The sequence below is a fragment of the Actinophytocola sp. genome, from assembly GCF_045807065.1.
Taxonomy (GTDB): domain Bacteria; phylum Actinomycetota; class Actinomycetes; order Mycobacteriales; family Pseudonocardiaceae; genus Actinophytocola.
On the sequence record NZ_JBJMIE010000469.1, the window covers coordinates 1 to 23,097 of the forward strand.

At 71.8% G+C, this 23,097-nt stretch carries 10 protein-coding genes; 1 reads left to right on the forward strand and 9 read right to left on the reverse strand.

What is annotated here, in order from left to right; all coding sequences use genetic code 11:
- From ACJ73U_RS27370 to ACJ73U_RS27410, 9 genes are all read right to left on the reverse strand, one after another.
- A partial coding sequence (locus ACJ73U_RS27370; RefSeq protein WP_407780594.1) for a type I polyketide synthase occupies positions 1–2,700 on the reverse strand: 2,700 nt, incomplete at its 3' end.
- Between the two features lie 11 nt (positions 2,701–2,711).
- Positions 2,712–7,595, reverse strand: coding sequence for an amino acid adenylation domain-containing protein (locus ACJ73U_RS27375; RefSeq protein ID WP_407780595.1), 4,884 nt, complete (start codon positions 7,593–7,595; stop codon positions 2,712–2,714).
- Position 7,596: 1 nt separating this feature from the next.
- Positions 7,597–8,967, reverse strand: coding sequence for a condensation domain-containing protein (locus tag ACJ73U_RS27380; protein ID WP_407780596.1), 1,371 nt, complete (start codon positions 8,965–8,967; stop codon positions 7,597–7,599).
- Between the two features lie 69 nt (positions 8,968–9,036).
- Complete coding sequence (locus tag ACJ73U_RS27385) at positions 9,037–14,241, reverse strand: SDR family NAD(P)-dependent oxidoreductase (RefSeq protein WP_407780597.1); 5,205 nt, start codon at positions 14,239–14,241, stop codon at positions 9,037–9,039.
- Between the two features lie 2 nt (positions 14,242–14,243).
- Positions 14,244–14,567 carry an acyl carrier protein gene (locus ACJ73U_RS27390; protein WP_407780598.1) on the reverse strand — a complete coding sequence of 108 codons (324 nt, stop codon included), beginning with the start codon at positions 14,565–14,567 and terminating at the stop codon, positions 14,244–14,246.
- Positions 14,564–17,611, reverse strand: a complete 3,048-nt coding sequence (locus ACJ73U_RS27395) for a non-ribosomal peptide synthetase (protein ID WP_407780599.1) — start codon at positions 17,609–17,611, stop codon at positions 14,564–14,566. Before ACJ73U_RS27395 ends, ACJ73U_RS27390 begins: the two co-directional genes overlap by 4 nt.
- Positions 17,608–18,342 carry a thioesterase II family protein gene (locus ACJ73U_RS27400; RefSeq protein ID WP_407780600.1) on the reverse strand — a complete coding sequence of 245 codons (735 nt, stop codon included), beginning with the start codon at positions 18,340–18,342 and terminating at the stop codon, positions 17,608–17,610. The genes ACJ73U_RS27395 and ACJ73U_RS27400 overlap by 4 nt, the downstream gene beginning before the upstream one ends.
- Positions 18,339–21,395: a non-ribosomal peptide synthetase gene (locus tag ACJ73U_RS27405; RefSeq protein ID WP_407780601.1), complete on the reverse strand. Its 3,057-nt coding sequence runs from the start codon at positions 21,393–21,395 to the stop codon at positions 18,339–18,341. The genes ACJ73U_RS27400 and ACJ73U_RS27405 overlap by 4 nt, the downstream gene beginning before the upstream one ends.
- Before the next feature lie 61 nt (positions 21,396–21,456).
- Positions 21,457–21,705, reverse strand: coding sequence for an acyl carrier protein (locus ACJ73U_RS27410; RefSeq protein ID WP_407780602.1), 249 nt, complete (start codon positions 21,703–21,705; stop codon positions 21,457–21,459).
- 312 nt (positions 21,706–22,017) lie between these two features.
- On the opposite strand from ACJ73U_RS27410, the gene ACJ73U_RS27415 reads away from it, so the two are divergent.
- A partial coding sequence (locus ACJ73U_RS27415; protein WP_407780603.1) for a beta-ketoacyl synthase N-terminal-like domain-containing protein occupies positions 22,018–23,097 on the forward strand: 1,080 nt, incomplete at its 3' end.

Here is a 23,097-nt window from a genome sequence, read left to right on the forward strand (position 1 = left end):
CGGGACGGCCACGGGTTCGGGTCGAGGGTCGGGAGCGGCTTGCGCCGCGGTGTCAACGGGTGCCACATCGTCGGTGGCCGGCGGCCGGTCGATGAAGTAGCGCCGGCGTTGGAAGGGGGTGCCAGGCAGCGCAACCCTCCTGGCCGACGGGAGGCTGAGACACTCGAGATCGAGGTCCATGCCGCCCTGCCACAGCTCGCCGAGCAGCTCCAGGCACGTGACGTACTCGGCGTCGGCGTCGGTCGCCTTGCCCAGAACCGGGCGGACGGTGGCGCGGCCACGTCGGCTCGCCGCCGTCCCCCGCAGCAGGTTGGTCAGCGCGACACCCGGCCCGACCTCGAGCACCAGGGTGCCGCTCGCGGACCCGAGCACCTCCTGAGCCGCCTCGGCGAAGTGGACGGGGCTGGTGAGCTGGTCCGCCCAGAACGCCGGCGTGGCCGCTTCGGCGCCCACCAGCTGTCCACTCGCACAGGACACGAACGGCAGCGCGGGCACCGACAGCCGCATCCCGGTGAGCACTTCCCGGAACTCCGCTGCCGCCTGCGCCATCATCGTCGAGTGGTACGCGTGTGACGTGGACAGTTCCCTGGTGGTGAACCCGTCCGCGGACAGGCGTTCGACGGCTTCCCTGACCGCCGCCGACGGCCCGGACAGCACCACCTCCTGTGGACCGTTCACCGCGGCGAGGCTCAGCTCCGAGCCGAGGTACGGACGCACATCGGACTGTGCGATCGCGACGGCGGCCATCGCGCCGCGGGGCATCCCGGCCATGAGCCGGGCACGTTCGGCGACCGCGCGCATCGCGTCCTCGGACCGGAAGACGCCTGCGACCGTGCCGGCGACCAGCTCCCCGAGACTGTGGCCGATCACGGCGCCGACCGGCAGTCCCAGTGACCTCAGGAAGTCGCTCAACGCGTACTCGACGCCGAACAGCAACGGCTGTGCGACGTCGGTGTCGGTGAGCACGACCGGATCGCCGGACTCCCACAAGCTCAGGAAGTCCCGGTTCATCAGATCGGAGAACGCCGACAGGCACTCGTCGAAGGTCTGCCGGAACCGGTCGCAGTACCGGCGCAGGCCGCTCGCCATGCCCGCTCGTTGGCTGGCCTGCCCGGGGAAGGCGAAGACGATCCGGTCCGCGCTCAACCCGGCGGACTCACGCGGCCCGCCGAGCATGCTCGCCGCGCCCGCCGACGTATCCGCGACGATCGCCTCTCGAACCCGCATGCCGCGCCTGCCGACTCGCAGCGTGTGCCCGAGGTCCGCCAGCTCCACATCGGTCCAGGCCAGGTGCTGGGCTACGTCCTCACGCACGCGGGCCAGCGCCTCGGTCGTCCGTGCGGACAGCACCAGCAGCTCCGGCCGTCCCTCTACCGCCTCCCGGGCCGGGACGACAGGCGCCTCCTCCACCACGACGTGCGCGTTGGTCCCGCCGATGCCGAAGGAGCTGACGCCGGCACGGCGGGGACTGCCGTCGCGCCGCCACGGCCGGGCCTCGGTGACCACGGTGAACGGTGTGCGGTCCAGTTTCAACCGCGGGTTGGGCTCGGTGAAGTTGATGTTCGGCGGGAGTGTCTCGTGCCACAGGGCCAGGACGGTCTTGATGAACCCGGCGACACCCGACGCGGGACCCAGGTGCCCGACGTTCGACTTGACCGAGCCGATCCCGCAGTACCCGGTCGGCAGGTCCCCGGCGACCGCGCGGTACGCCTTGGTCAGTGCCGCGACCTCGATGGGGTCGCCGAGCCGGGTGGCGGTGCCGTGCGCCTCGACGTACGAGACCGACGCGGGAGCCACGTCCGCTGCGGCCAGCGCCTCCGCGACGCACGCGGTCTGCCCGGTGACGCTCGGCGCGCTGAACCCGACCTTGTCGGCGCCGTCGTTGTTGACGGCCGAGCCGCGGATCACCGCGTAGACGGTGTCGCCGTCCACGATCGCGTCGGACGTCCGCTTGAGCAGGACAGCGCCGGCGCCGCTGCCGAACACGGTCCCGTCGGCGTTGGCGTCGAACGGGCGGCAGTACCCGTCCGCGGAGTAGATCCCGCCCGCGTTGTGGACATAACCGATGCCGTACGGCCATTCGACCTCGACGCCGCCTGCCAGCGCCATGTCGCACTCGCCGAGCCGCAGTGCCTGGCATGCCTGGTGCAGCGACACCAGGGAGCTCGAGCACGCGGTGGCGATCGTCATCGCCGGGCCGCGGAGGCCGAGTTTGTAGGCCGTGAACGTGGTGACGTAGTCGGGGTGGTTGGTCGTCTCCAGGGCCAGCTCACCGACGGTCTCCACCAGCTCCCTGTCCTGCCGCAGGTGCAGGTCCACGTAGCGGTTGGCGTTGATCCCCGCGTACAGCCCGATCGAGCCGGGGTAACGGGCCGGGTCGTAACCGGCGTGTTCCAGCGCGGAGAAGCACACCTCGAGGAAGATCCGGTGCTGCGGATCCCGCAGCTCGGCTTCTCTGGGGGACATGCCGAACAGGTCGGCGTCGAAGTGCTCCATGTCCAGCAGCAGCGGCCGACGGAACACGTAGTTCGGATGCCGCAACCGGTCCACGGTCTCGCCACGGGCGCGTGCGTCCTCATAGGACAGGTCGGTCATGCACTCGACGCCGTCACGGAGGTTCTGCCAGAACGCCTCGACGTTCGGGGCCTTGGGCATGTTCGCCGCCAACCCCACGACAGCGATCGAGTCTTGCGTGTCCATCGCGTTCTCCACTAGTTGACCTCGATCTCATCGGTGATGTCGCGCAGCTTCTCCCGGAGCTCGCGGCGGACCTCCCGCATGCGGCGCGTTCTCGCGGTGGACAGCCGAGCACCGCCGCGCCGGGTGCTCCGCTCCTCTCCCGTCGCCAGATACGCGACCAACGCACGCGCGCTGGGATGTGCGAACAGGGCAACCGCCTGCAGCTGCACCCCCAGGACCTGCTGCAGCCGGCTCTGCAGGCGAAGCAGGCCGATCGAGTTCAGCCCGGCCTCGAAGAAGTTCTCCTCCGCTCGCACCGGACGGCCGAGGACGGCCGCGAGCACCTGGAGAACCATGCGCAGCTTCCCGCTGGTGTCCGGGACCGCACCCGCGCCGGCAGGACGGTGATCGACCGGTCCGAACTCGACCTTGTGGTTGGCGTTCGACCGCAGCTCGGCCAGCACGTGGATGCGCGCAGGCATGGCGTACCCCGGCAGGAGCCTGCGCAGCTGCTCGCGTATCCGGTCCGGAGCCGGGCCGCCGTCGCCGACGACCTGCAGTGCCAGCACGTCCCCGATCGGTGTGGCGACGACGCCTGCCACCGCCTGGCGGACTCCCGGGCACCGCAACGCGCATGCCTCGATGTCCGCCAGCTCCACCCGGAACCCGTTGACCTGCACCTGCCGGTCGAGCCGGCCGTCCAGGTGGATCCCGCCGAACGGGTCGAGCCTGCCCAGGTCCGACGTGCGGAACGCGCGGACACCGTGTTCGCCGAGGGGGTCGGGTACGAACCCGCCGTCCCGCTCGCCGTCCAGGTATCCGGTGGCCAGGTACCGGCTGCGGACCACCACCTCGCCACGCTGACCGACACCCGCCGGAGCGCCGTCAGCGGCGACGACGACCAGCGCAGCGGTGCCCGTGGTCGCGCTGATCGGCACCACCTGGTGCTGGAGGGGACCATCCGGTACGACCGACCACGTCGCCATCTGCGGTGTCTCGGTCGTGCCGTACCCGTTGACGATGGTCGCGGTGGTGACCCGGCGCGCGCGGGCGACGAGTCCCGCGGGGAGCGGACCACCTCCGCTGACCACGAGCCGCAACGTCGCGAGGCTCGTCCCGTGTTGTTCGGCCGCCGTCACGACGAGCTCGAGCAGGGCAGGGGTGGCGTGCAGCAGGGTGATCCGCTGCTCGCTCAGGAACCGTGCCAAGGCGACGGGGTCGGTGAGGACACCGGTGGGTGGCACCACGAGGACACCGCCGGTGAGCAGCGGGACGAGGATGTCGCGCAGTACCGGGTCGTGTCCGAGTCCGGACAGCAGTGCGACCCGATCGTCGCCAGGAACCGGCAGCGCGCGAAGACCGGCGTTCACGGTGGCCGCCAGCGCGGACCCGGGAACGACGACCGCGGCCGGTGCACCGCTCGTGCCGGAGGTGAACAGCACGTGACTCGCTCCCGGCAGCCGGCGCCCGGCATCCCGGACCGCGGTGACGTCGGGGCTCTCGTCCGGGTCCGGTGCGAGCCGCACCACCCAGCGGGCGGCGGTCAGCTCGCTGACCGCCGTGACGCGGAGATCGGGCAGGGTGGCGTCCACGATCGCGGCGACCGCGTCGATCCGCCACAACGCCAGGAGCACCGGCGCCAACTGTGGAGCGCGGGCGGCCCGGACCTCGACGACATCACCGGACCCGATGCCCGCCGCGTCGAAGGTCTTCGCCAGGCTCTCGATCCGGTCGGCCAGCGATCCGTAGCCGAGGCGCCACTCCCCCGCCTCGATGGCCGTCGCGTCCGGATTGCCGCGCGCCACCTCGGTGATCTGTTCGACGAGCCCCGGGCACGGCTCGAGCTCCGGCACCTCGGTCACCTGGGCGCTCGGCGTCACCAGGGAGATCCGCGTGACCGGGATGTCCGGCCGTTCGAGCACCTGCCGCACCGTGCGCAGACACTGGGCGAGCACCTCGTCGGCCACGTGGTCCGGCACTCGATCGACCGCGTTGACCAGTTCGAGCCGGTAGCCGTCGGACTCCCGGTGCAGGTACAGGTTCAGTTCGAACAGGGCCGTGGTGACCGGGAGCGGTACCCGTCGCGCATCGAGTCCGGCGACCGGTGGACCGCCGTCGGACACGTCGTTGACCCACACGTTGAACACCGGGTTCTGGGCCAGGGCCGTCGGCACCGCCAACGCGTCCACAATGGCGTCGAACGACGGCAGGCCGTGGTCGAACGCCTCCGCGCACCGGCCACGGACGTGCGCGAGCAGCGTCGCGAAGTCCGCGCACTCGCCGACGTCCACGCGGATCGGCAGGGTACGCAGCAGGAAACCGACTGTCTCGGCCGTCGTCGTGGACGTTCGCCTGCTGGCGGGCGTACCCAGGACCACGGTCGGCTGGGCGGACCAGGCGGACAGCACCACCGCGAGCACCGCGAGGAAGAACATCGCCGGCGTGGCGGCCTGGTGTTTGAGCAGATCGTCGATCTGCCGGGTGAGGTCGGCACCCATATCGGCCGACCGGGTATGACCGAGCGTGCTCGCCACCCCCGACCGCGGCCTGCGGAAGGGAAGCCGGGTCTCCGTCGGCGCGTCGGCCAGCATCTCCTGCCAGTACCGCAGGTCCGCGGTCCACGATGGACCGCCTGTCTCGGCGACCACCTCGTGGATGTGCCTGGCGAAGGAGGGCGCCGGAGCGGCCGGCGCGCCGGCATAGGCGTGGACGAGGTCCCGGCACACCAGGTCCAGTGAGACCAGGTCGGACACGATGTGGTGCAGGGAGAGCACCAGACCGGCCGCGGCCGGATCCGCCGCGACGAGCAAGGCTGCCTTGAGCAGGGGCGGCCGTCGAAGTGGGATCGGCCTGGCGGCGAGCTCACGGGCGCACCGGGCGATCTCGTCCCGGGTGAGGTCCTGTCCGACACGCACCACGTCGAGCTCCGGCGGGTCGGTGGAGTCGTAACACCACCACGGGTTGTCCACGTCGTCGTCCACCAGCCGGGCCCGCAACGCATCCCTGCGGCTGACCACCGTCGCCAAGGCGGACCGGAGCCGGCCCAGGTCGAGCTCTCCGCGCAACACCCACGCGCCGACGACGTTGTACGCGGACGGCTCAGGACTGGTCCGGTCGATCAGCCACAGGCGCCGCTGATCCGGCGACAGCGGAGACCTGGTCAGATCCGAGGTGACCGGGGAGGGCCGTGGTGCGGGTGCCGCGGCAGCGACGACCGCGCGCAGCCCGCTCAGGTCCGCGTTGTCCTTCAGCAGTGCCGACAACGGGACCTCGACACCACGAGCCTCCCGCAGGCGCGTGACCAGGCGTGCGGCTGTCAGCGAGTTCCCGCCGAGGTTCAGGAATCCCGCTGTGTCGACCTCGTCCGTGCCAGCGGGGAACAGCTCGTACCACGCCGCCTCGACCTCGTCCGCCGGCGCCCGGTCGTCCGCTGTCCGCGCCTCGCGCCACCACCGCGCGCCGAGGGCGCGCAGCTCCTTGCGGTCCACCTTTCCGTTCCGGCTCAGCGGAAGGGAGTCCAGCCAACGGAACAGCCGGGGAACGAACACCTGCGGCAGCCGTTCCCGGACCCAGGCACGCAGAGCGCTGTCCGCCGGACGCTCCGCGACCGGGGTCAGCACGGCGACCAGCTCCGTTCCGTCCGGGGTGTCCACCGGGACGACATGTGCCTCGCCGATGCCGTCGTGCTCGGCCAGCCTGCGCTCCACCTCGGCCAGCTCGATGCGGATTCCCCTGATCTTGACCTGGTCGTCCCGCCGCCCGGCGTAGACCAGCTCCCCGTCGGGGCGACGGAACGCGTAGTCCCCGCTGCGGTACCACGTCCTGACCGAACCGTCGTAGTCAGCGAGGACGAAGCGGTCCCGGGTCAGGTCCGGCCGGTCCAGATAGCCCGCCGCGACGCCGTCTCCGGCGACGAGCATCTCCCCCGGTGTGCCGGGCGGCACCAGGTGCCCATCCGCCACCAGCGCTATCGACGCGTTCGGCAAGGGCCTGCCGATCGACAGCTGGGGACCGGACCGGTCACATTCGTCCCGGTCGAGCAGCTTGACCGTGGTGTGCACGGTCGTTTCGGTGATGCCGTACATGTTGTACAGCAAGGCCTTGGGCGCGGACCCGCCACGCAGCCAGCGGTCGACGGGGTCGTATGACACCGCTTCCCCGCCCAGGATCAGATACCGCAGTTCGGGAAACCGGATCCGGTCGGCGTCGAGTACGTCCACCAGCCGCCTGAACACGCTGGGCACCAGGTCGAGCACGGTCACCCCGGCGGCCGCCAGGAAATCCCCGAGACGGCGCATGTCCGCCACCACGTCGGCGGGGACCACCACGCACGTGCCGCCGCTGAGCAACGGTCCCCAGGTCTCCCACACGCTGAAGTCGAAGGTGTGCGAGTGGAACTGCGACCACACGTCCTCGGGGCCGAAGTCGAAGACCGACCTGGTGGCGGCGAACAGCGACACCAGGTTCTCGTGCCGTACCACGACCCCCTTGGGGACGCCGGTGGAACCGGATGTGTACAGCACGTAGGCCGTCTCCGGCGGCAGTACCCGAACGCCGGCCGGCGGGGGCGGCAGTACCCGCACGGTGAGTCCGGACTCGTTCTCCTCCAACAGGTATCCCATCCCTACGTCGGCCATGATCGCCGACTGCCGCGCCTGCGGATGGGTCACGTCGATCGGGACGTAGGCACATCCGTGCCGCCAGACTCCGAGGACCGCCGCGATCACCCGATGTCCACGGCGCAGGCGCAGCCCGACAACCGCGCCCCTCGGCACGCCCGCCTCGGCCAGCAGGACGACCACGTCGTCCCGCGCTCGTTCCAGCCGGCCGTAGGTGAGAGCCACCGCACCGTCCACCACGGCCATGGCCTCGGGACGTGCGCGGGCCCGCTCGGCGAACAACTCATCGACGCGCATGTCAACTCGCCCTTACCGCTGGCACATGGTCACGCACGCGCGCCAGTGCGTCCGCCGCCGTGCACGTCCGCCATGGCACGGACGCGACCACCTCGAGCGCCCCGGCGCAGCTCGTGACCAGGTCGCGCAACTGCGCATGTCCCACCCGGGACCGGACGCTGACGCCGCCGACCGCCAGCCTCGGCTGTTCACCGGTGAGCTGCCGCACGCCCTCGGCCAGGAAGAGGTCGACGTCGGCGCCTGTGGGGCAGAACGACACCGCCAGGCGACGCGCGGCAGCACGGCCCATCCGCATGTCGGTCTGTGTGGCCCCGCTGAGTTGCTCGGACAGGTAGAGCAACGATGCCGTCAGGTTGTGGCCGGTGTTCCCGTGCTGTTCCAGCGGCACGCGCTGCTTGTCCAACGCGGCCATCACCTCGCCGTGTGCCGCGCGGACCACGTCCTCGACCGTTCCCGTCCACTGTGGAATGACGACCGCGACCCGGTTGGCCAGCCAGCCGACGACGTCGTCGGCCGCCCGGGTGAGCCTGCACGCGAACATCGACGTCACCGTGTACCGGTCCACACCCCCCGCGCCCGCGGCCATGAGCGCGAAGGCGGCCACGGCCGCGGCGAACGGCAGCACGCGAATCTCCTTCGCCGACTCGAACAGCTTGTCGCTCACATCGTCCGGCAGGGAGATCGTGGTGTGGGCCAACGAGTCCCCGTCGCCCTCGTCGGGCATCCTCCGCCAGGGCAACGCGTGCGTCGTACCCCGCAGGGCCGCACGGCGGTCACGAACCGCCGCCGTGCCCGCCGGGCCGGTCAGCCATGCCACCGAGTCACGCCGGAAGTCGGGATAACCGTCCGAACCAGGGACAGCCAGCGGCTTGCCGCTCCCGAGGAGGTGCGCGCACTCGACGATCTCGTCCACGACGACGACAGCGGACCGCGCATCGGTCACCATCTGGTCGAAGCTCAGCACCAGCAGGTGCCGCTCGGGTCCCACACTCAGCAGGTTCGCCCGCAGCAGCGGGCCCGCGACGAGGTCGAACGGCCTCATCCTGTCCTGGTAGGCGAAGTCGACGGCCTGTTCCCAGCGCTGGTCCGGCTCCGGACCGGTGATGAACCGCCGGCCCACCCGGATCCGCAGATCGTCATGGACCACGTGGTGGTCCTGGCCCACCGGGAACGTCGACCGCAGAGCCGGGTGCCGCTCGGCAACCCAGTCCACCGCGCGCTGGAGCGGCTCGAGCGTCACCGTCCCGATGAGCTCCACGCCCACCGTCAGGCAATGCCGCAGCAGGCCGACCTGGCCCGCTTCGTCGAGCTGACGCCGTCGCTCTCGCTGCGCGGGACTGCTGGCCACTGTCCGCGCGCCCTGCCCGGTCACCAGGCCCGCCCTCTCACGTGGACGCCGGACGGAAGGCGGTCGTCGGCACAGCGGCACGTCGGGGCGTACTCATGGTGTTCCTCTTTCGACGATCTCGGCCAAGCCGCCGAACGAGCCGGCGTCCAACAGCAGCCCGACGGTGAGGCGCACGCCCAGCTCGGCCCTGATCCGGGCCACCAGCTCGACGGCGGCCAGCGAGTCCCCGCCGGCCTGGAAGAAGTCCTGCCGGTCGCCTTCCGGTGGCGAGCCGAGCGCGGCCGTCCACAGCTCTCGCAGGCGCTCGACCACGGGGAGGCCCTCGGCCGCCGCGGCCTCGGCAGGCCGCGGCGCGGTCACGGGTTCCGCCGCCCGCGCCACTACCGGCGCGGTGTCGAGCGGTTCGGGTTTCCCGTTCCGATGTGGACGGACCAGCACCGCGGCCGGGACGTCGTTGCCGAGCAGACGCATGAGCAGGCCGACCCCCACCTCCGGGTCGAGGCCGAATCCGGAGTCCTCGGCGCGCGGTGCCTGCCGGGTGCCGGCTTCGGAGGTCACCCCCGGTGCGCCCATGGTGAATCCCTCGACGGCGACGACGACCTCGCCGGCCGGGGTGACCAGGTCGACGTCACCGGACACGCCAGCCGCACCGGACTGGTCGCGCCGGGCGTGGCTGTAGAGCGTCGCGGGTATGTCGCCGTAGCGCACCAACCGCCGGATCCCGCACACCGCGAGCTCTCCCTCGCCCGGGTCGCGCAGGACGGCCTCGGTGCCCAGGTCGAGCAGGGCCGGGTGCAGCCGGTGTTCGGACAGGTCGCTCACGAGGGCGGGCATGAGCTCGAGCAGGGCAAGCCGTTCGGTCCCGGCACGCCATTCGCGTCTGGCGCCCCACCAGCGCGGACCTAGTGTGAACGGCACGTCCAACGGGGGCACGATGCCGTTGCTCGTCGCCGTGAGACGGTCCCGCACAGCCGAGATGTCGACCGGCGCCGCCGCGTCGCACGCGTTGGCGACGCGTCCCGTCACGTGCACCACCGATGAACCGTCCACCTGGGACGAGACGCGGAACTCGTACCCGGTCTCCGCCGCGGTGAACGCGACGCGAACCATGCGCGCCCGTTCGTCGGCGAACGCCGTGTGGAACACGACGTCGCGGAGCTCGACCGGGCCACCGTCAACGCCGAACTCGTCGGTGAAGATCGTGATCACGAGGTCGACGAACGCGGAGCCGGGAAACACCGGGATGCGCCCGGACCGGTGCTCGTCCAGCGCCCAGTGGCTCGCCGCACCGAGCTCACCCTCCCAGGTGACCGCAGGCGGCGAACCGGTGCCGAGCCCGGCGACGACCTCGGCGAGCCGCACCAGGTCAGGGCCGCCGTGGTCGACCATGCCCGCACCCAGCCACACCGGCCACCCGATGCTCAGCACCCTGCCACCGTCGGCGGGGGCGGCCTGTGCGACCGCGTCCAGGAACGAGTTCCCGGCGGCGTAGTCAGCACCGCCCATGAGCCCGCTGGCCGCCGCTCGGCTGGAGAACAGCACGGTGAAGTCAGGTGGCTCCTCCAGGGCCGCCAGAAGGTTCTCGGTCCCCCGTGTCTTCGGGGCGAGCACCGCGGCCGCGTCGGCGGAGTCCCGGAATGCGATCATCCGGTCGCCGGGCACCCCGGCGAGGTGGAACACACCGTCGATCCGGCCGACCTCGTCCCGCACCCGGGCGAGAGCCGCTCGCAGTGCGGAGCCGTCGGTGACGTCGCACGCGATCGTGGTCACCTCCGCGCCCAGCGCCCGCATGTCGGACACCTGCGCGCGGACACGCGCGCCCCACTCGTCGCCCACCGCCGTGTCGAACGGATCGCGCCGGCCCAGCAGGACCAGACGCGGCCGCAGCCCTCTGCTCGCCAGATGCCGGGCGACCGCCGTCCCCAGTCCGCCGAACCCGCCGGTGACCAGGTACACCCCACGGTGACGGAGCAGGTCACGCCCCGCCGCGGGCACGGACAGGGGAACCTCCGCAGGCAGCCACCGCCTGCCGCCACCCCGCAGCGCGACCGCGTACGGCGGGTTGTCGACGCGGAGCTCGGCGGTCAGGTCGGCGACGCCGACCCGATCGCCGACGTCGATCACCCCGCACCGCAGGCCAGGCTCCTCGAACCGCAGGCTGCGCACGAGGCCGTGGACCGTCGCCCTGGCCGGGTCGAGCACGTCGCTTCCCGACACGTCCACCGATGCCGACGTCAGGACCAGCAACCGGGACAGCCCCGCACGTACGGCGTGCCGGGCCAGGGCGAGGAGGCTGGTGAACGCGGCGTCCAACCGCTCCCCGAGGTCCTTCTCCGGCACGGCCCGATCGAAGGTCATCGCGTGGACCACGGCATCCGGCACGACGCCCCGTTCGGCCAGGCGTGCGCACACGGCGGTCACGTCGTCCGGCTGACCCGGCCGCACCTGGAACTCACCGTCGCCTTCGGCGTAGGTGTCGCCCGGACGTATCCGGACCGTCCGGTAGCCGGCGCCTTCCACGGCGAGCACAGCGTCCAGGGCCCGCTCGGCGCTCGGGGGAAGCATCACCAGCGCGGTGCGACCGGCAGGGGGCGCCGGCGCGTCGGCCGGCCGGTCCCCGCGCACCCACTCCACGGTGGCGAACGGGCCCGTCTCGGTCGCGGACTCGCGCACCGGCTCGACGGGATGGTGGTCGCCGGGAAGGGAGTCGATCCAGTACCGCTCGCGCTGGTAGGGATAACCGGGAACCGACACCCTGCGCACCGGTGGGTGCTGGCCGAGGGCGGTCCAGTCCACCGGCACGCCGGCGACCCAGAGCCTGGCCGCGGCGTCCAGCACCGCTTCCGCTCCGTGGCCGGCCGCCAAGGTGGCCACCGTCGGCACCGCATCCGCTGCCGGGTGGTGTCGAACCAGTCCCGTGAGCGTCCTTCCCGGCCCGACCTCGAGCACCAGCCGACCAGGCTGCTCGAGCACCGCTCCCAGCGCGCTGCCGAACAGCACGGGGTTGGTCAGCTGATCGGACCAGAACGACGGTTCCGCGACCCGCGCGGCACTCACCCGCTCGCCGGTCAGGCCGGAGTACAACGGGATCCGTGGTTCCCGGGCCGCCACGGTGTCGACGGTCCTGCGGAACTCCTGGGCCGCGGTGCTCCAGTGTGGATGGTGGAATGCCAGCGGGACGTCGAGGCGGCGCGACCCGATGCCCGACGAGGACAACTTCTCCGCCAGCTCGTCCAGCGCGGCCGACGGCCCGGAGAGGATCGTCTGCCGCGACCCGTTGCGTGCCGCGACGACGACGTCGGACACCAGCTCGGGGAGGTCGTCCGCGCGTACCGCGAGCATGCCTCCGGGCACCGGGTTCGCCGCCATCGCGGTTGCGCGCGCGGCGACCAGGCGCACGGCGTCCGCAAGGTCGAAGACCCCGGCCACCGCGGCAGCGGTCAGCTCCCCGACGCTGTGCCCCAGCACCGCGTCCGCAACGACGCCCCACTCGGTCCACATGGCCGCCAGGGAGTACTCGACGGCGAACAGCAACGGCTGGACCACCTCGGTCTCCCACAGCGGTTCCGCGCCGAGCCAACGGTCGTACAGGTGGATGCCCTCACGTTCGAAGAGCTCGAGGCACTCGTCCATCGCGATGCTGAACGGCCGCACCGTGCCGTACAGGCCGGCGGCCATCCTCGGCAGGTGCGCGCCCTGGCCGGGGAAGACGAAGACGGTGGTGCCGTCCGGCCGCACCCGGCCGCTGACCACCCGCGCCGAGTCGGTGAGCGCGGCGACGACGTCGCCGGGCCCGCACACGACGGCCGAGCGCACCGGGTGCGGCGTACGGCCGTGTTGCAGAGTGGCGACCGCATCGGCGAACAGCTCCGCAGGCCGTTCACGGAAGTACGTGACCAGGGACTCGCGGTACTCCCGCACCGCGTCGTCCCCGCGGGCCGACCAGGGCAGGATCCGTGCCCGGTCGTCCACCACCCGGTCCGGCCTCCCCGGTCCCTCGCCGACCACCACGTGGACGTTCGTGCCGCCGACCCCCAGGGAGCTGACACCGGCCGTCCGCGGCACGTCCGGGTTGCGCGGCCACGGCCGCAGCGCGGTCACCAGCTGGAACGGGGTCTGGTCCAGCTCCAGGCGGGGGTTCGGCGTCTCGACGTTGATGGTGGGCGCCATCGTCTCGCGTTCCAGCATCAGCACGGTCTTGATCAGACCGGCGATGCCGGCCGCCGAGTTCATGTGTCCGATGTTCGACTTGACCGAGCCGATCGCGGTGCGGCCGGGTTCGGCCCGCTGATCCGACAGGGTCCGGTATGCCTCCGCGAGCCCGTGTACCTCGATCGGATCGCCCAGCTCGGTGCTCGTGGCGTGCGCCTCGACGTAGTCGATCGCCGCCGGCCGCGTCCCGGCGAGCGCCATGGCCTCGGCCACGACCGCGGCCTGCCCGGACACGCTGGGAGCGCTGAACGACACCTTCGCGCCGCCGTCGTTGTTGACGGCACTGCCCAGGATCACGGCTTTGACGTCGTCCCCGGCGGCGATCGCGTCGTCGAGCCGCTTGAGCACCACCAGGCCCGCGCCGCTGCCGAAGACCGTGCCCGACGCCGCCGCGTCGAACGGCCGGCAGTGCCCGTCCGCGCTGTGGATACTGCCCGGGGTCCACACGTAACCGTGCCCGACCGGCATCGACAGCACCGAGCCGCCGGCCAGCGCCATGTCGCAGTCACCGGTGCGCAACGCCTGCGCGGCCAGGTGCACGGCGACGAGCGAGCTCGAGCAGGCGCTGAGCACGGTCAGGCTGGGCCCGTGCAGGTCGAGGCGGTGGGAGACCAGTGTGGACAGGTAGTCCGGCAGGTTCAGCGTGTAGACGAGCAGGTTCTCCTCGACCAGATCCGGACGCCTGCGCATGCTCTGCCGCAGGTACCCGTTGTCGCCCGTGGTGCCGTACACCCCGACGCTGTCCGGCAGGGCGAACGGGTCGTAGCCCGCGTTCTCCACCCCCGCGTGGCACAGCTCCAGGAACACCCGGATCTGGGGATCGCACAGCAGGGCCTCGTTGGGCCGCATGGCGAACAGGTCCGCGTCGAACTCATCGGCCAGCGGCATCAGCGGCGCGGCGGCCACGTAGTCCGGGTTCGCCATGTCCTTCTCGGACACGCCTGCCGCGACGAGGTCCGCCGGGTCGAGTACCGAGATCGACTCGATGCCCGTGACGAGGTTCCGCCAGAACTCCTCGATGTCCAGCGCGCCGGGCAACCGGCACGCCAGGCCGATCACGGCGATCGGCTCCACCGCGTTCGTCACATTCATCCCTTCCGCCGCCGCAGCTGTGTTCGCAGGTCGCGACGTGACCGCGCGGTCCACTCGCCCTCCGGGACCACCGCGGCCGGCCCGACCTGACCGGCGGCGGTGGCACGCGTGAGGTGTTCGGCAAGGGCTTGCCTGGTCGGGTGGTCGAAGAAGACGCCGACGGGGAACCGGGTGCCGAGTGCCGACTGCAGCCGCTCGTGCACGGCCACGATGACCGACGAGGTCAGCCCGGCCTCGAAGAAGACGGCATCGACCGGCACCGGTGCGCCGGCGCACTCGGTGATCACCTCGTCGATCGTGTCCGCGATGGAGGTGCTCATCGCGCCTGCTCCGCCCGCACCAGCGCCGCCATGGCCGCCGGGGTCGGCGCACGGAAGACCATGACCATGGTGACGGTCGTTCCACACTGGACGGCCGCACGCTCGGCGAGCCGCACCGCGAGCAGCGAGGTGCCGCCGCTGAGGAAGAAGTTCGCGTCCCGGCCGAGCGACGGGCGGCGCAACACCTGTCGCCAGAGTGCGACCAGGTCGGCTTCGAGCCCGTCCGCCGGCGCACCGGCGGGTTGCGGGACGTCGTCGACGCACTCGGCCAGCTTCGACAGCGCCCTGTGGTCCACCTTCCCACTGCCCGTGTGCGGTAACGCGTCGAGCACCACGAACCGGGACGGCACGCTGTAGCCGGGCAGTACCCGTGCGGCGTGGTGCCACAGCTCCCGGTCGAGTCCCGGCCGTGGCTGCGCCTCGACGAACGCGACCAGCATCCCGTCCGCGGAGGGATCGCCGTGCAGGACCACCGCGGCCGCCGACACGGCGGGATGAGCCTGCACCACGGCATCCACGGCGCCGAGCTCGATCCGGTGCGCCCGCAGCTTCACCTGTCGGTCGTCGCGGCCGAGCAGGTCGAGTGTGCCGTCGGGCAGCCAGCGGGCGCGGTCGCCGGTCCGGTAGTACCGGCCCATCGCGCCGGTCCGGAACCGGTCGGCCGTCAGCTCAGGGCGGTGCAGGTATCCCGGGGTGACGCCGTGCCCGCCGATGCACAGCTCCCCGGCCAGGCCGATGGGGCGGGGCCGGCCGCGCTCGTCGAGGACGTCGACGAACGTGTTGGCGATCGGCCTGCCCACGGTGATCGGGGCGTCCGGATCGCTCAGCGCCGCGGACGTCGACCAGATCGTCGTCTCGGTCGGGCCGTAGACGTTGTACACGCGGGCACCCGTCGCGAGCAGTGCCTCGGCGAGCGGGCCCGTGAGCGGTTCGCCTCCGCACAACACGACCCGGTCGCGCAGCCGTCCGGCGGCCACCGGCGCCAGGAGCCGCCACGTCGTCGGCGTTGCCTGCACCATCGTCACGGACTCGCGCTCCACCAGGTCCAGCAGCGGTCCGGGGCTGGCGCGCATGGCGTCCGAGGCGACCACGAGCCGGCCGCCGACAGCGAGCGGCAGGCACAGTTCCAACGCCGAGATGTCGAACGCGAACGTGGTCAGCCAGGCGACCGCGGCCGAGGGCCCCAGTGCCAGGTCCGCGGCGAAGTGCCGGACGACGTTGGCCAGGTTCCGGTGGGTGATCCGGACACCTTTCGGCAACCCGGTCGAACCGGACGTGAAGATCAGGTACGCGTCGCTGTCCGGTGCGGGCTCCGGCGGCGCCTCGACCACACCGGTCATGGTGGACGGATCCGGTACCGGCAGGCAGGCGCGGCCGGCTCGGACGCTCTCCGGCAGGTCCGCACCGCCGAGGACGAGGTCGCATCCGGCGTCGTCGAGCTGGTGGGCGAGCAGGGCGGCCGGATGGTCCGGGTCCATCGGCAGGTAGCTCGCCCCCGCCGACCAGACGCCGAGCACGGCCGCCACGACACCGGCGCCACGGGGCGCGGCGATAGCCACCACGCCCCCGCCGTGCCCGCGGACCGCGGTACGGACCGCGGCAGCCGCCGCCCACAACTGTGCATAGGTGGTCGGCCTGCCATCGCACGTCACGGCGACCGCATCCGGCTCGCCCGCGGCGAAGGCCATGCCGGGCACGGTGTGTGGCGGCGGCCACGAGCCCGCGGTCGCGTTCGCCTCGGTCACCACGCGCCGGTCGTGGTCCGTGCGCAGGTCGAGCTCCGCCAGTGGCAGGTCCGGTCGCGCGGCGGCGGTGCGCAACACCAGGTCCAGCCGGTCGAGGAAGCGCCGCGCGAACGCGCCGTCGTGCAACTCGGTGGAGTACAACAGCTTCAGCACGACCCGTGCGCCGAACCACTCGGCGTTGAGCTCGAGGTCGAAGCGGCTCAGCCCGGTGTCGACCTCACGGAGCGCCGAGCCCGGCCCCAGCGGCTGCTCCGCCGCCCGCCCCGGCCGGAAGTTGAACAGGTGCCGCACCAGGCGGTGCCGCCACCACTGCGGGTCGTCCGGGTCGAACGTGTCGTTCTCCTGTGCGAGCACCTCGAACGACACGACTCCGTGGTCGAGGCCGTCGACCACGCCTCTGGCGACCGCCGCGGCCAGTTCGGCGAACGTCGTCTCCCCGGCGACCCGGACCCGCAACGGCATGGTCACCACGTGAAATCCGACCGCCGCGCCGCCCCGGCCGGCCCGGGTGTCGGTCATGACACCGACCAGGGCGTCCTCGGCCGCGCCGTGCCCGCGCAGGGTCGTGAGGTACGCCGCCAGCAACACCGCCGCTTCGGTGGTCCGGCACCGTTCCCGCAGCGAGGTCAGTGCCGCCACGGCGGGATGGGACAGGTACGTCTCCAGGAGCTCGCCACTGAACGACGGCGCTCCGTTGCCCGGCGTGCGTGCCTCTTCCAGCCGCATGCCCGCGGGGTCGAAGCCGGCGACCCGGGCACGCCAGTAGTCGAGCGCGGCCGGGTCGGGCTCCGGAACCGGTGCTGCCTGCGCGGGCGGAAGCGGGGGTGGCGCGCTGGTCTCACACAGCGAGCCGTACGCGTCGGTCAGCTCGGCGACCAGGGTGTCCACACTGGTCGCGTCGACGATGATGTGGTGCACGACCACGCAGACGACGTGCTTCGCCGGTCCCGTCGCGAAGACACCCACCCGGATCAGCGGCGCCACGGCCAGGTCGAACGGGTGCGCGGCGAACTGCCGGAGGTCGTCGACGATGTGGTCCTCGCCGCTGTGGTGCATGTCGATCACCGCACGCACCTGCCCGGGACCCAGCACTCGCCGCACCGGCGCGCCGTCGACGACGGGGAACGACGAGCGCACTGCCGAGTGCCGGTCGACCAGCCAGTTCAGCGCCTCCTGCAGCGGCCACCACCGCACCGCGTGGTCCAGCTCGATCCGTACCGCCTTGTTCGACACGCCCTTGCCGGGAACCAGGTGTTGCAACGCCCACAGCGCCTGGACGCTCGGCTCCAGATCGCTCATCGACCGGTCCTGTCGCCGAGGATCGCGGCCAGCTCGCCACAGGCCTCATCGAGCAGCCAGTGTCCGACCGGGACGCCGTGCAGCTCCAGCGGACACGACGTGTGCCTGCGCCACCCGAGCAGCGCGCCCCGCCGGGTCTCACCGTCCCGCTCGCCGTAGCAGACCGTGATCGGCAGCGGCAGCGGCGGCGCGACTTCGTGGCGGTAGCCGGCGAGCACGGTGAAGTCCGCCCGGACAGCCGGCTCGGCGACCTTGCGCAGCCGTGGGTCGGCGGCGAGACCGGCGGGCACGCCCCCGATGTCGGTCAGGTAGTCCCACAAGCTGTCCGACGGCAGGTCGGCCACGCGCCGCGGCCGCGGCGCGATGTCCGGTGCCTCGTAGGACACGACCACGAACCGCCGGGGCAGCGGCACCGTCCCGGCGTGCAGCCGCCGGAGCACGCCGTAGGCCAGCAAGGCTCCGCCGCAGTACCCGAGAACGCTGTACGGTTCGCCGTCGAGCCGGTCGGCCAGCTCGGTGGCCAGTGTGGTGGCGAGGCTCGGGTAGTCGGTCCAGGCGGGTTCACTCAGCCGCGCCTGGCGGCCCGGCAGGTTCGCCGCCCAGAGCTCGACCTCGGCGGTCCTGGCCAGCTCGGCGAGCTGGGCGCAGCCGCCGCCCGCGTGGGGGAATGCGAAGACCGGCTCGCCGCCGGGGTCGCCGAGCCGTACGAACCAGTCCCGGGCGCAGCTCACCGCGTGACCTCCCCGCCGGCCAGGCGCTCGGCAAGCAGTGCCGGCGACGGCGCCTCGAAGATCAGCTCGAAGCTCACCGGGATGCTGGTCCGGTCGGTGATCCGGTCGGCCAGCTCGACGGCGAGCAGGGAATGGCCGCCCGCGAGGAAGAAGTTGGTGTCGGCGGACAGCCGGTCATCGTCCAGCACCTGCCGCCACAGCTCGACGAGCATGCGTGGCAGCGGTTCCGCGGGCAGCGGTGGCACCTCGCCATCGGGTGCGGCGACCAGCTTGGCCAGCGCCCGGTAGTCGATCTTGTCGTTTCCGGTCAGGGGGAACTCGGTCAGCACGGCGAACCGCGACGGGACCGCGGCCGCGGGCAGCCGGCGTGCGGCGTCGGCACGCAGCCGGTTCAGGTCGACCTCGCCGCCGGCGGTCCGCACCGCAGCCGCCAGCCGGAGGTGGCCGGCCGGATCCGGTTCGGTGAACACCGCGGCGGCGACCAGTTCGGGCAGTTCCTCCAGCACGGACTCGACCTCGGCGAGCTCGATCCGGTGTCCCCGGACCTTGACCTGCCGGTCAGCTCGGCCGAGGAACTCCAACTGCCCGTCGGGACGTTGCCGGACCTGGTCACCGGTCCGGTAGTAGCGGCCCACGCCGTCGGCGGTGGGGAACCGCTCGGCGGTCAGTGCGGGAGCTGACCGGTAACCGGCCGCGACACCGGCGCCGGCGATGCACAGCTCGCCGGGCTGTCCACAGGGGACGGTGCGGCCGGTCGGGTCGAGTACGAAGACCTCGGTGTTGGCGATCGGCGTTCCGATCGGCACCCGGTCAGGCACCGGCGAACGCAGCTCGGCCACGGTGGACCAGATGGTGGTCTCGGTCGGGCCGTAGACGTTGAACAGCCGGCACCCCGCCGCGAGCAACTGCTCGGCCAGCGGGGCGGTCAGCGGTTCGCCCCCGCACAACACCCGGCGGCCGCGCAGCCCGTCACGCAGATGCGGCACGAGCTGGCGCCAGGTGGTCGGGGTGGCCTGGACGACGGTGACCGCCTCGGCCTCGATCAGGCGTGCCACCGCCTCGCCGTCCAGCCGCACGTCGTCGGCGACCGAGACCACACCGGCGCCGCCGGCCAGTGCGACCACCAGTTCCAGCAGGGAGATGTCGAACGAGAACGTGGTCATCCACAACACCCGGTCACCGCTGCGGACATCGAGCAGCTCCGCGAAGTGCCGGACGACGTTGACCAGGTTGTCGTGCGTGACGTCGTCGCCTTTGGGGCGGCCGGTGGATCCGGACGTGTAGGTGACGTACGCGAGGTGGCTCGGCTCGGCGGGGATTGTGGGCTGGCCTTCGCCGACGTCGGCCAGGCGGACCACCCGGCGACCGGACGCCCACGCCGCGGACACGGCGCCGTCGGCGATCAACATCCGGACACCCGCGTGGTCGAGTTCGTAGGCGGCGCGTTCGGTCGGGTGCGCCCGATCGAGCGGCAGGTAGGCCGCACCGGCGGACCACACGCCGAGCACGGCCGCGGCCAGCCCCGGACCCCGCCGGCAGGACAGGCCCACCACGTCTCCCGCGCGGACGCCGCCGGCGACCAGCGCGTCGCGCACGCCGGCGGCCCTGGCCAGCAACCGCCGGTAGGTCATCCCGTCGACGGCCGGCCGGTCGGGCGTTCGGGCAGCCTGGGCCGTGATCACGTCGAGGAGAGTCTCCGGCCCCCACGTGCGGGCCGTGTCGTTGACCACCCGCACCAGCTCGCGGTCGGCCGCCACCGCGAGGTCGACCGTCCTCAGTGGATCCTCCGCCGACCGGTCGAGCGCGAGCAGCAAATTCTCGTAACGCGCCAGCAGCATGGCGATGTCCGCCCGGTCGTGCACCTCGGTGCTGTACACCGCGATCAGACCGATTCCGGTGGCCTCGGGAACCACTCCCAGCTCGAGGTCCAGCCTGCTCATGCCGTGGAACGCGTCCATGGGCGTGGCGACGGTACCGTCGATGGTCATCTGCCGGATCGCGGGCGGCATGAAGTTGAAGGAGTGCCGGAACAGCGGTACCCGCCAGTCCGCCGACCGGAGTGGCAACTCCCGCTGCAGCTCCTCGAAGGACACGTCACCGTGCTGCAGTCCGTTGAGGAATGCCGTGCGCGTCAGGGAGACCAGCTCGGCGAACGTCATGTCCTCGTCGACGCGCACGCGGACGGGCAGGGTGTTGGCGTGGTAGCCGACAGCGCCGGACTCGACCGCGCCTCGGCGCGCGTTCGTCACCACCCCCACGACCAGCTCCCTCCCGGCGCCATGCCGGGACAGCAGCAGGTAGTACGCGGCCAGCAGGACGATGCTGGTCGTGGACCTCGTGCGCACGCGAAGACGCTCCACCGCGGCGGCACAGCGGGGGCCGAGCGTGTGGCCCAGGCGGTCGCCCGCGAACGTCGGCCGCGGCGGTGCGAGCTTGGCGCCCGCGAGGGCGGGCAACCCGCTGTCGAGACCCTTGAGGTGCTCCTTCCAGTACTCGACGGTCGCGGTGGCGACGGGAACGCCGGTGTGCAGGGAGATCTCGTCCCGCAGCTCGGCGGCGGGCTCGGCGCCGCTGGCATACGAGTCGTACAGCGACACCAGCTCACGTGCCAGGATCTGCACCGTGACGGCATCGCTGACGAGGTGGTGCATCACGCTGCACACCGCGCTGCCGCCCGGGACGGCGATCAGGTGGACCCGCACCAGCGGCGCTCGCTCGATGTCGAACGGCTCACCGACGAGCCGGGTCACGAACGCTTCCAGGTCCTCTGCCGAGCACGAGTGCATGGCGAGCGGCACCTCGACGTCCTCGACCGGCGAGATGTGCTTCCGCAGCGCGGATCCGGCCGCCCGCACGGTGGCACGCAACGCGGGATGCCGGTCGACGATGTGGTTGAAGGCCTGTCGCAACGGCCACCAGCGCAGCATCTTGTCCACGCGCCAGGCGAAACCGACGTTGCAGATGCCCCGCCCCGGAGCGAGGTGGTGCAACATCCACTGTGCCTGTTCCTTGCCCGTGAGCGGGAAGTCCGATGGCGTGTCGAGCACGGTCACCCGGCGTCCTCTCGATGACCAGCCGCGAGAGACGGCCTGCTCGTCACCGGTTCCCGGGACATCAGTTCCGGCTGGACACGATCTCGGCGGCCAGCGCCCGAGGGGTGGAGTGGTTGAAGATCAACGCGGTCTCGATGTCCTCCCCCAGCGTCTCCCGCACCCGGTTCATGATCCGCACGGCTGTCAACGACGAACCGTCCACCTCGACGAAGTCGACGTCGGGTGTCGCGGCGCCGAGCAACAGCTCCGCGCGCCAGATCTCCACCAGCTGATCCAGCAACTCGTCCCGCTCGCGGTCTGAATCCGACACGTTCGCTCCTCGCCATCCGGTTCCCTACTCACTCGCCGGCGCACCGCCCGCCACATCCCGGAGGTGATCCTGCACGTTGGCCGGCTCGTCGGTCGCGTCCCAGAAAAACAGGACTGCGCGCGACCGCGATCCGCGGCAGGGGGCCGTCCCGACAGGGGATCTGTCGCGGGATTGTGGGACGTGTTGGCCCGTCGTGGGCGGTCCACTATCGGTCGCGTAGTCGCGGGTCGGTCGAACACGCGAGGTCGTCTCGCGACGATGTCGCGGCCGCCCACCACGTCGCCGCAAGTTTCCAGCGGAGGAGCTCGTCGAATGGGCGGTTCGGACCCCATTGCCATCGTCGGCCTTGCCGGGCGTTTCCCTGGCGCCAAGGACATCGACGAGTTCCGGGACAACATCCTCGGTGGTCGCGCGTCGATCTCCGACCTGCCTGCCGACGAGATGCTCGCCTACGGTGAACGACGCGGGATGATCGACCACCCGCGGTACGTGCCGCGACGCCCGATCCTGCACGACGAGGACGCCTTCGACGTCAAGGCGTTCGGGATGACCCCGCGCGAGGCGGAGCTGCGCGACCCGCAGTACCGGCTGTTCCTGGAGACCGCGCATGCCGTGCTGGGACACGGCGGCTACGACCCGTCGGTCTACACCGGACACATCGGCGTGTACGCGGGCACCAACGTCAACCGGTACCGCTACGACTTCGTCGAGCGGCGCCCGGACATCATCGACTCGGTCGGGTACCTGGCGGTGGACATCTCCAGCTCGCCGGACTACCTGTCGACGTTCGTGTCGTACAAACTCGGCCTGCGGGGCCCGAGTATGACGGTGCTGACCGCGTGTTCGACCTCGCTGGTCGCGGTACACGTGGCGTGCACCGCGATCCGCGCGGGCGACTGCGACATGGCGATCGCCGGCGGTGTGGACGTCGAGTTCCCGTTCCACGCCGGGTATCTCTACCTCGAGGGCGGCATTCTCGCGGTGGACGGCGTGCCGCGGCCGTTCGACGAACACGCGACCGGCACGAACTTCGGCAACGGGGTCGGCGCCGTACTCCTCAAGCCGCTGTCCCGGGCGCTGGCCGACGGGGACACCATCTACTCGGTCATCCTCGGCTCGGCGATCAACAATGACGGCAACCGGAAAGCCGGCTTCACCGCGCCCAGCGTGGACGGGCAGAGCGAATGCGTCCAACGGGCGCTGCGGGCCGCCCACGTGGATCCGCGCACCATCTCCTACGTCGAGGCCCATGGCACGGCGACGCCGGTTGGCGACCCGATCGAGCTGACCGGGCTGATCGACGCGTTCCGCACCGTGGGCGGCCCGAACCTGCCCAAGCAGTACTGTGCGATCGGGTCGGTGAAGTCCAACATCGGCCACCTCGGCCAGGCC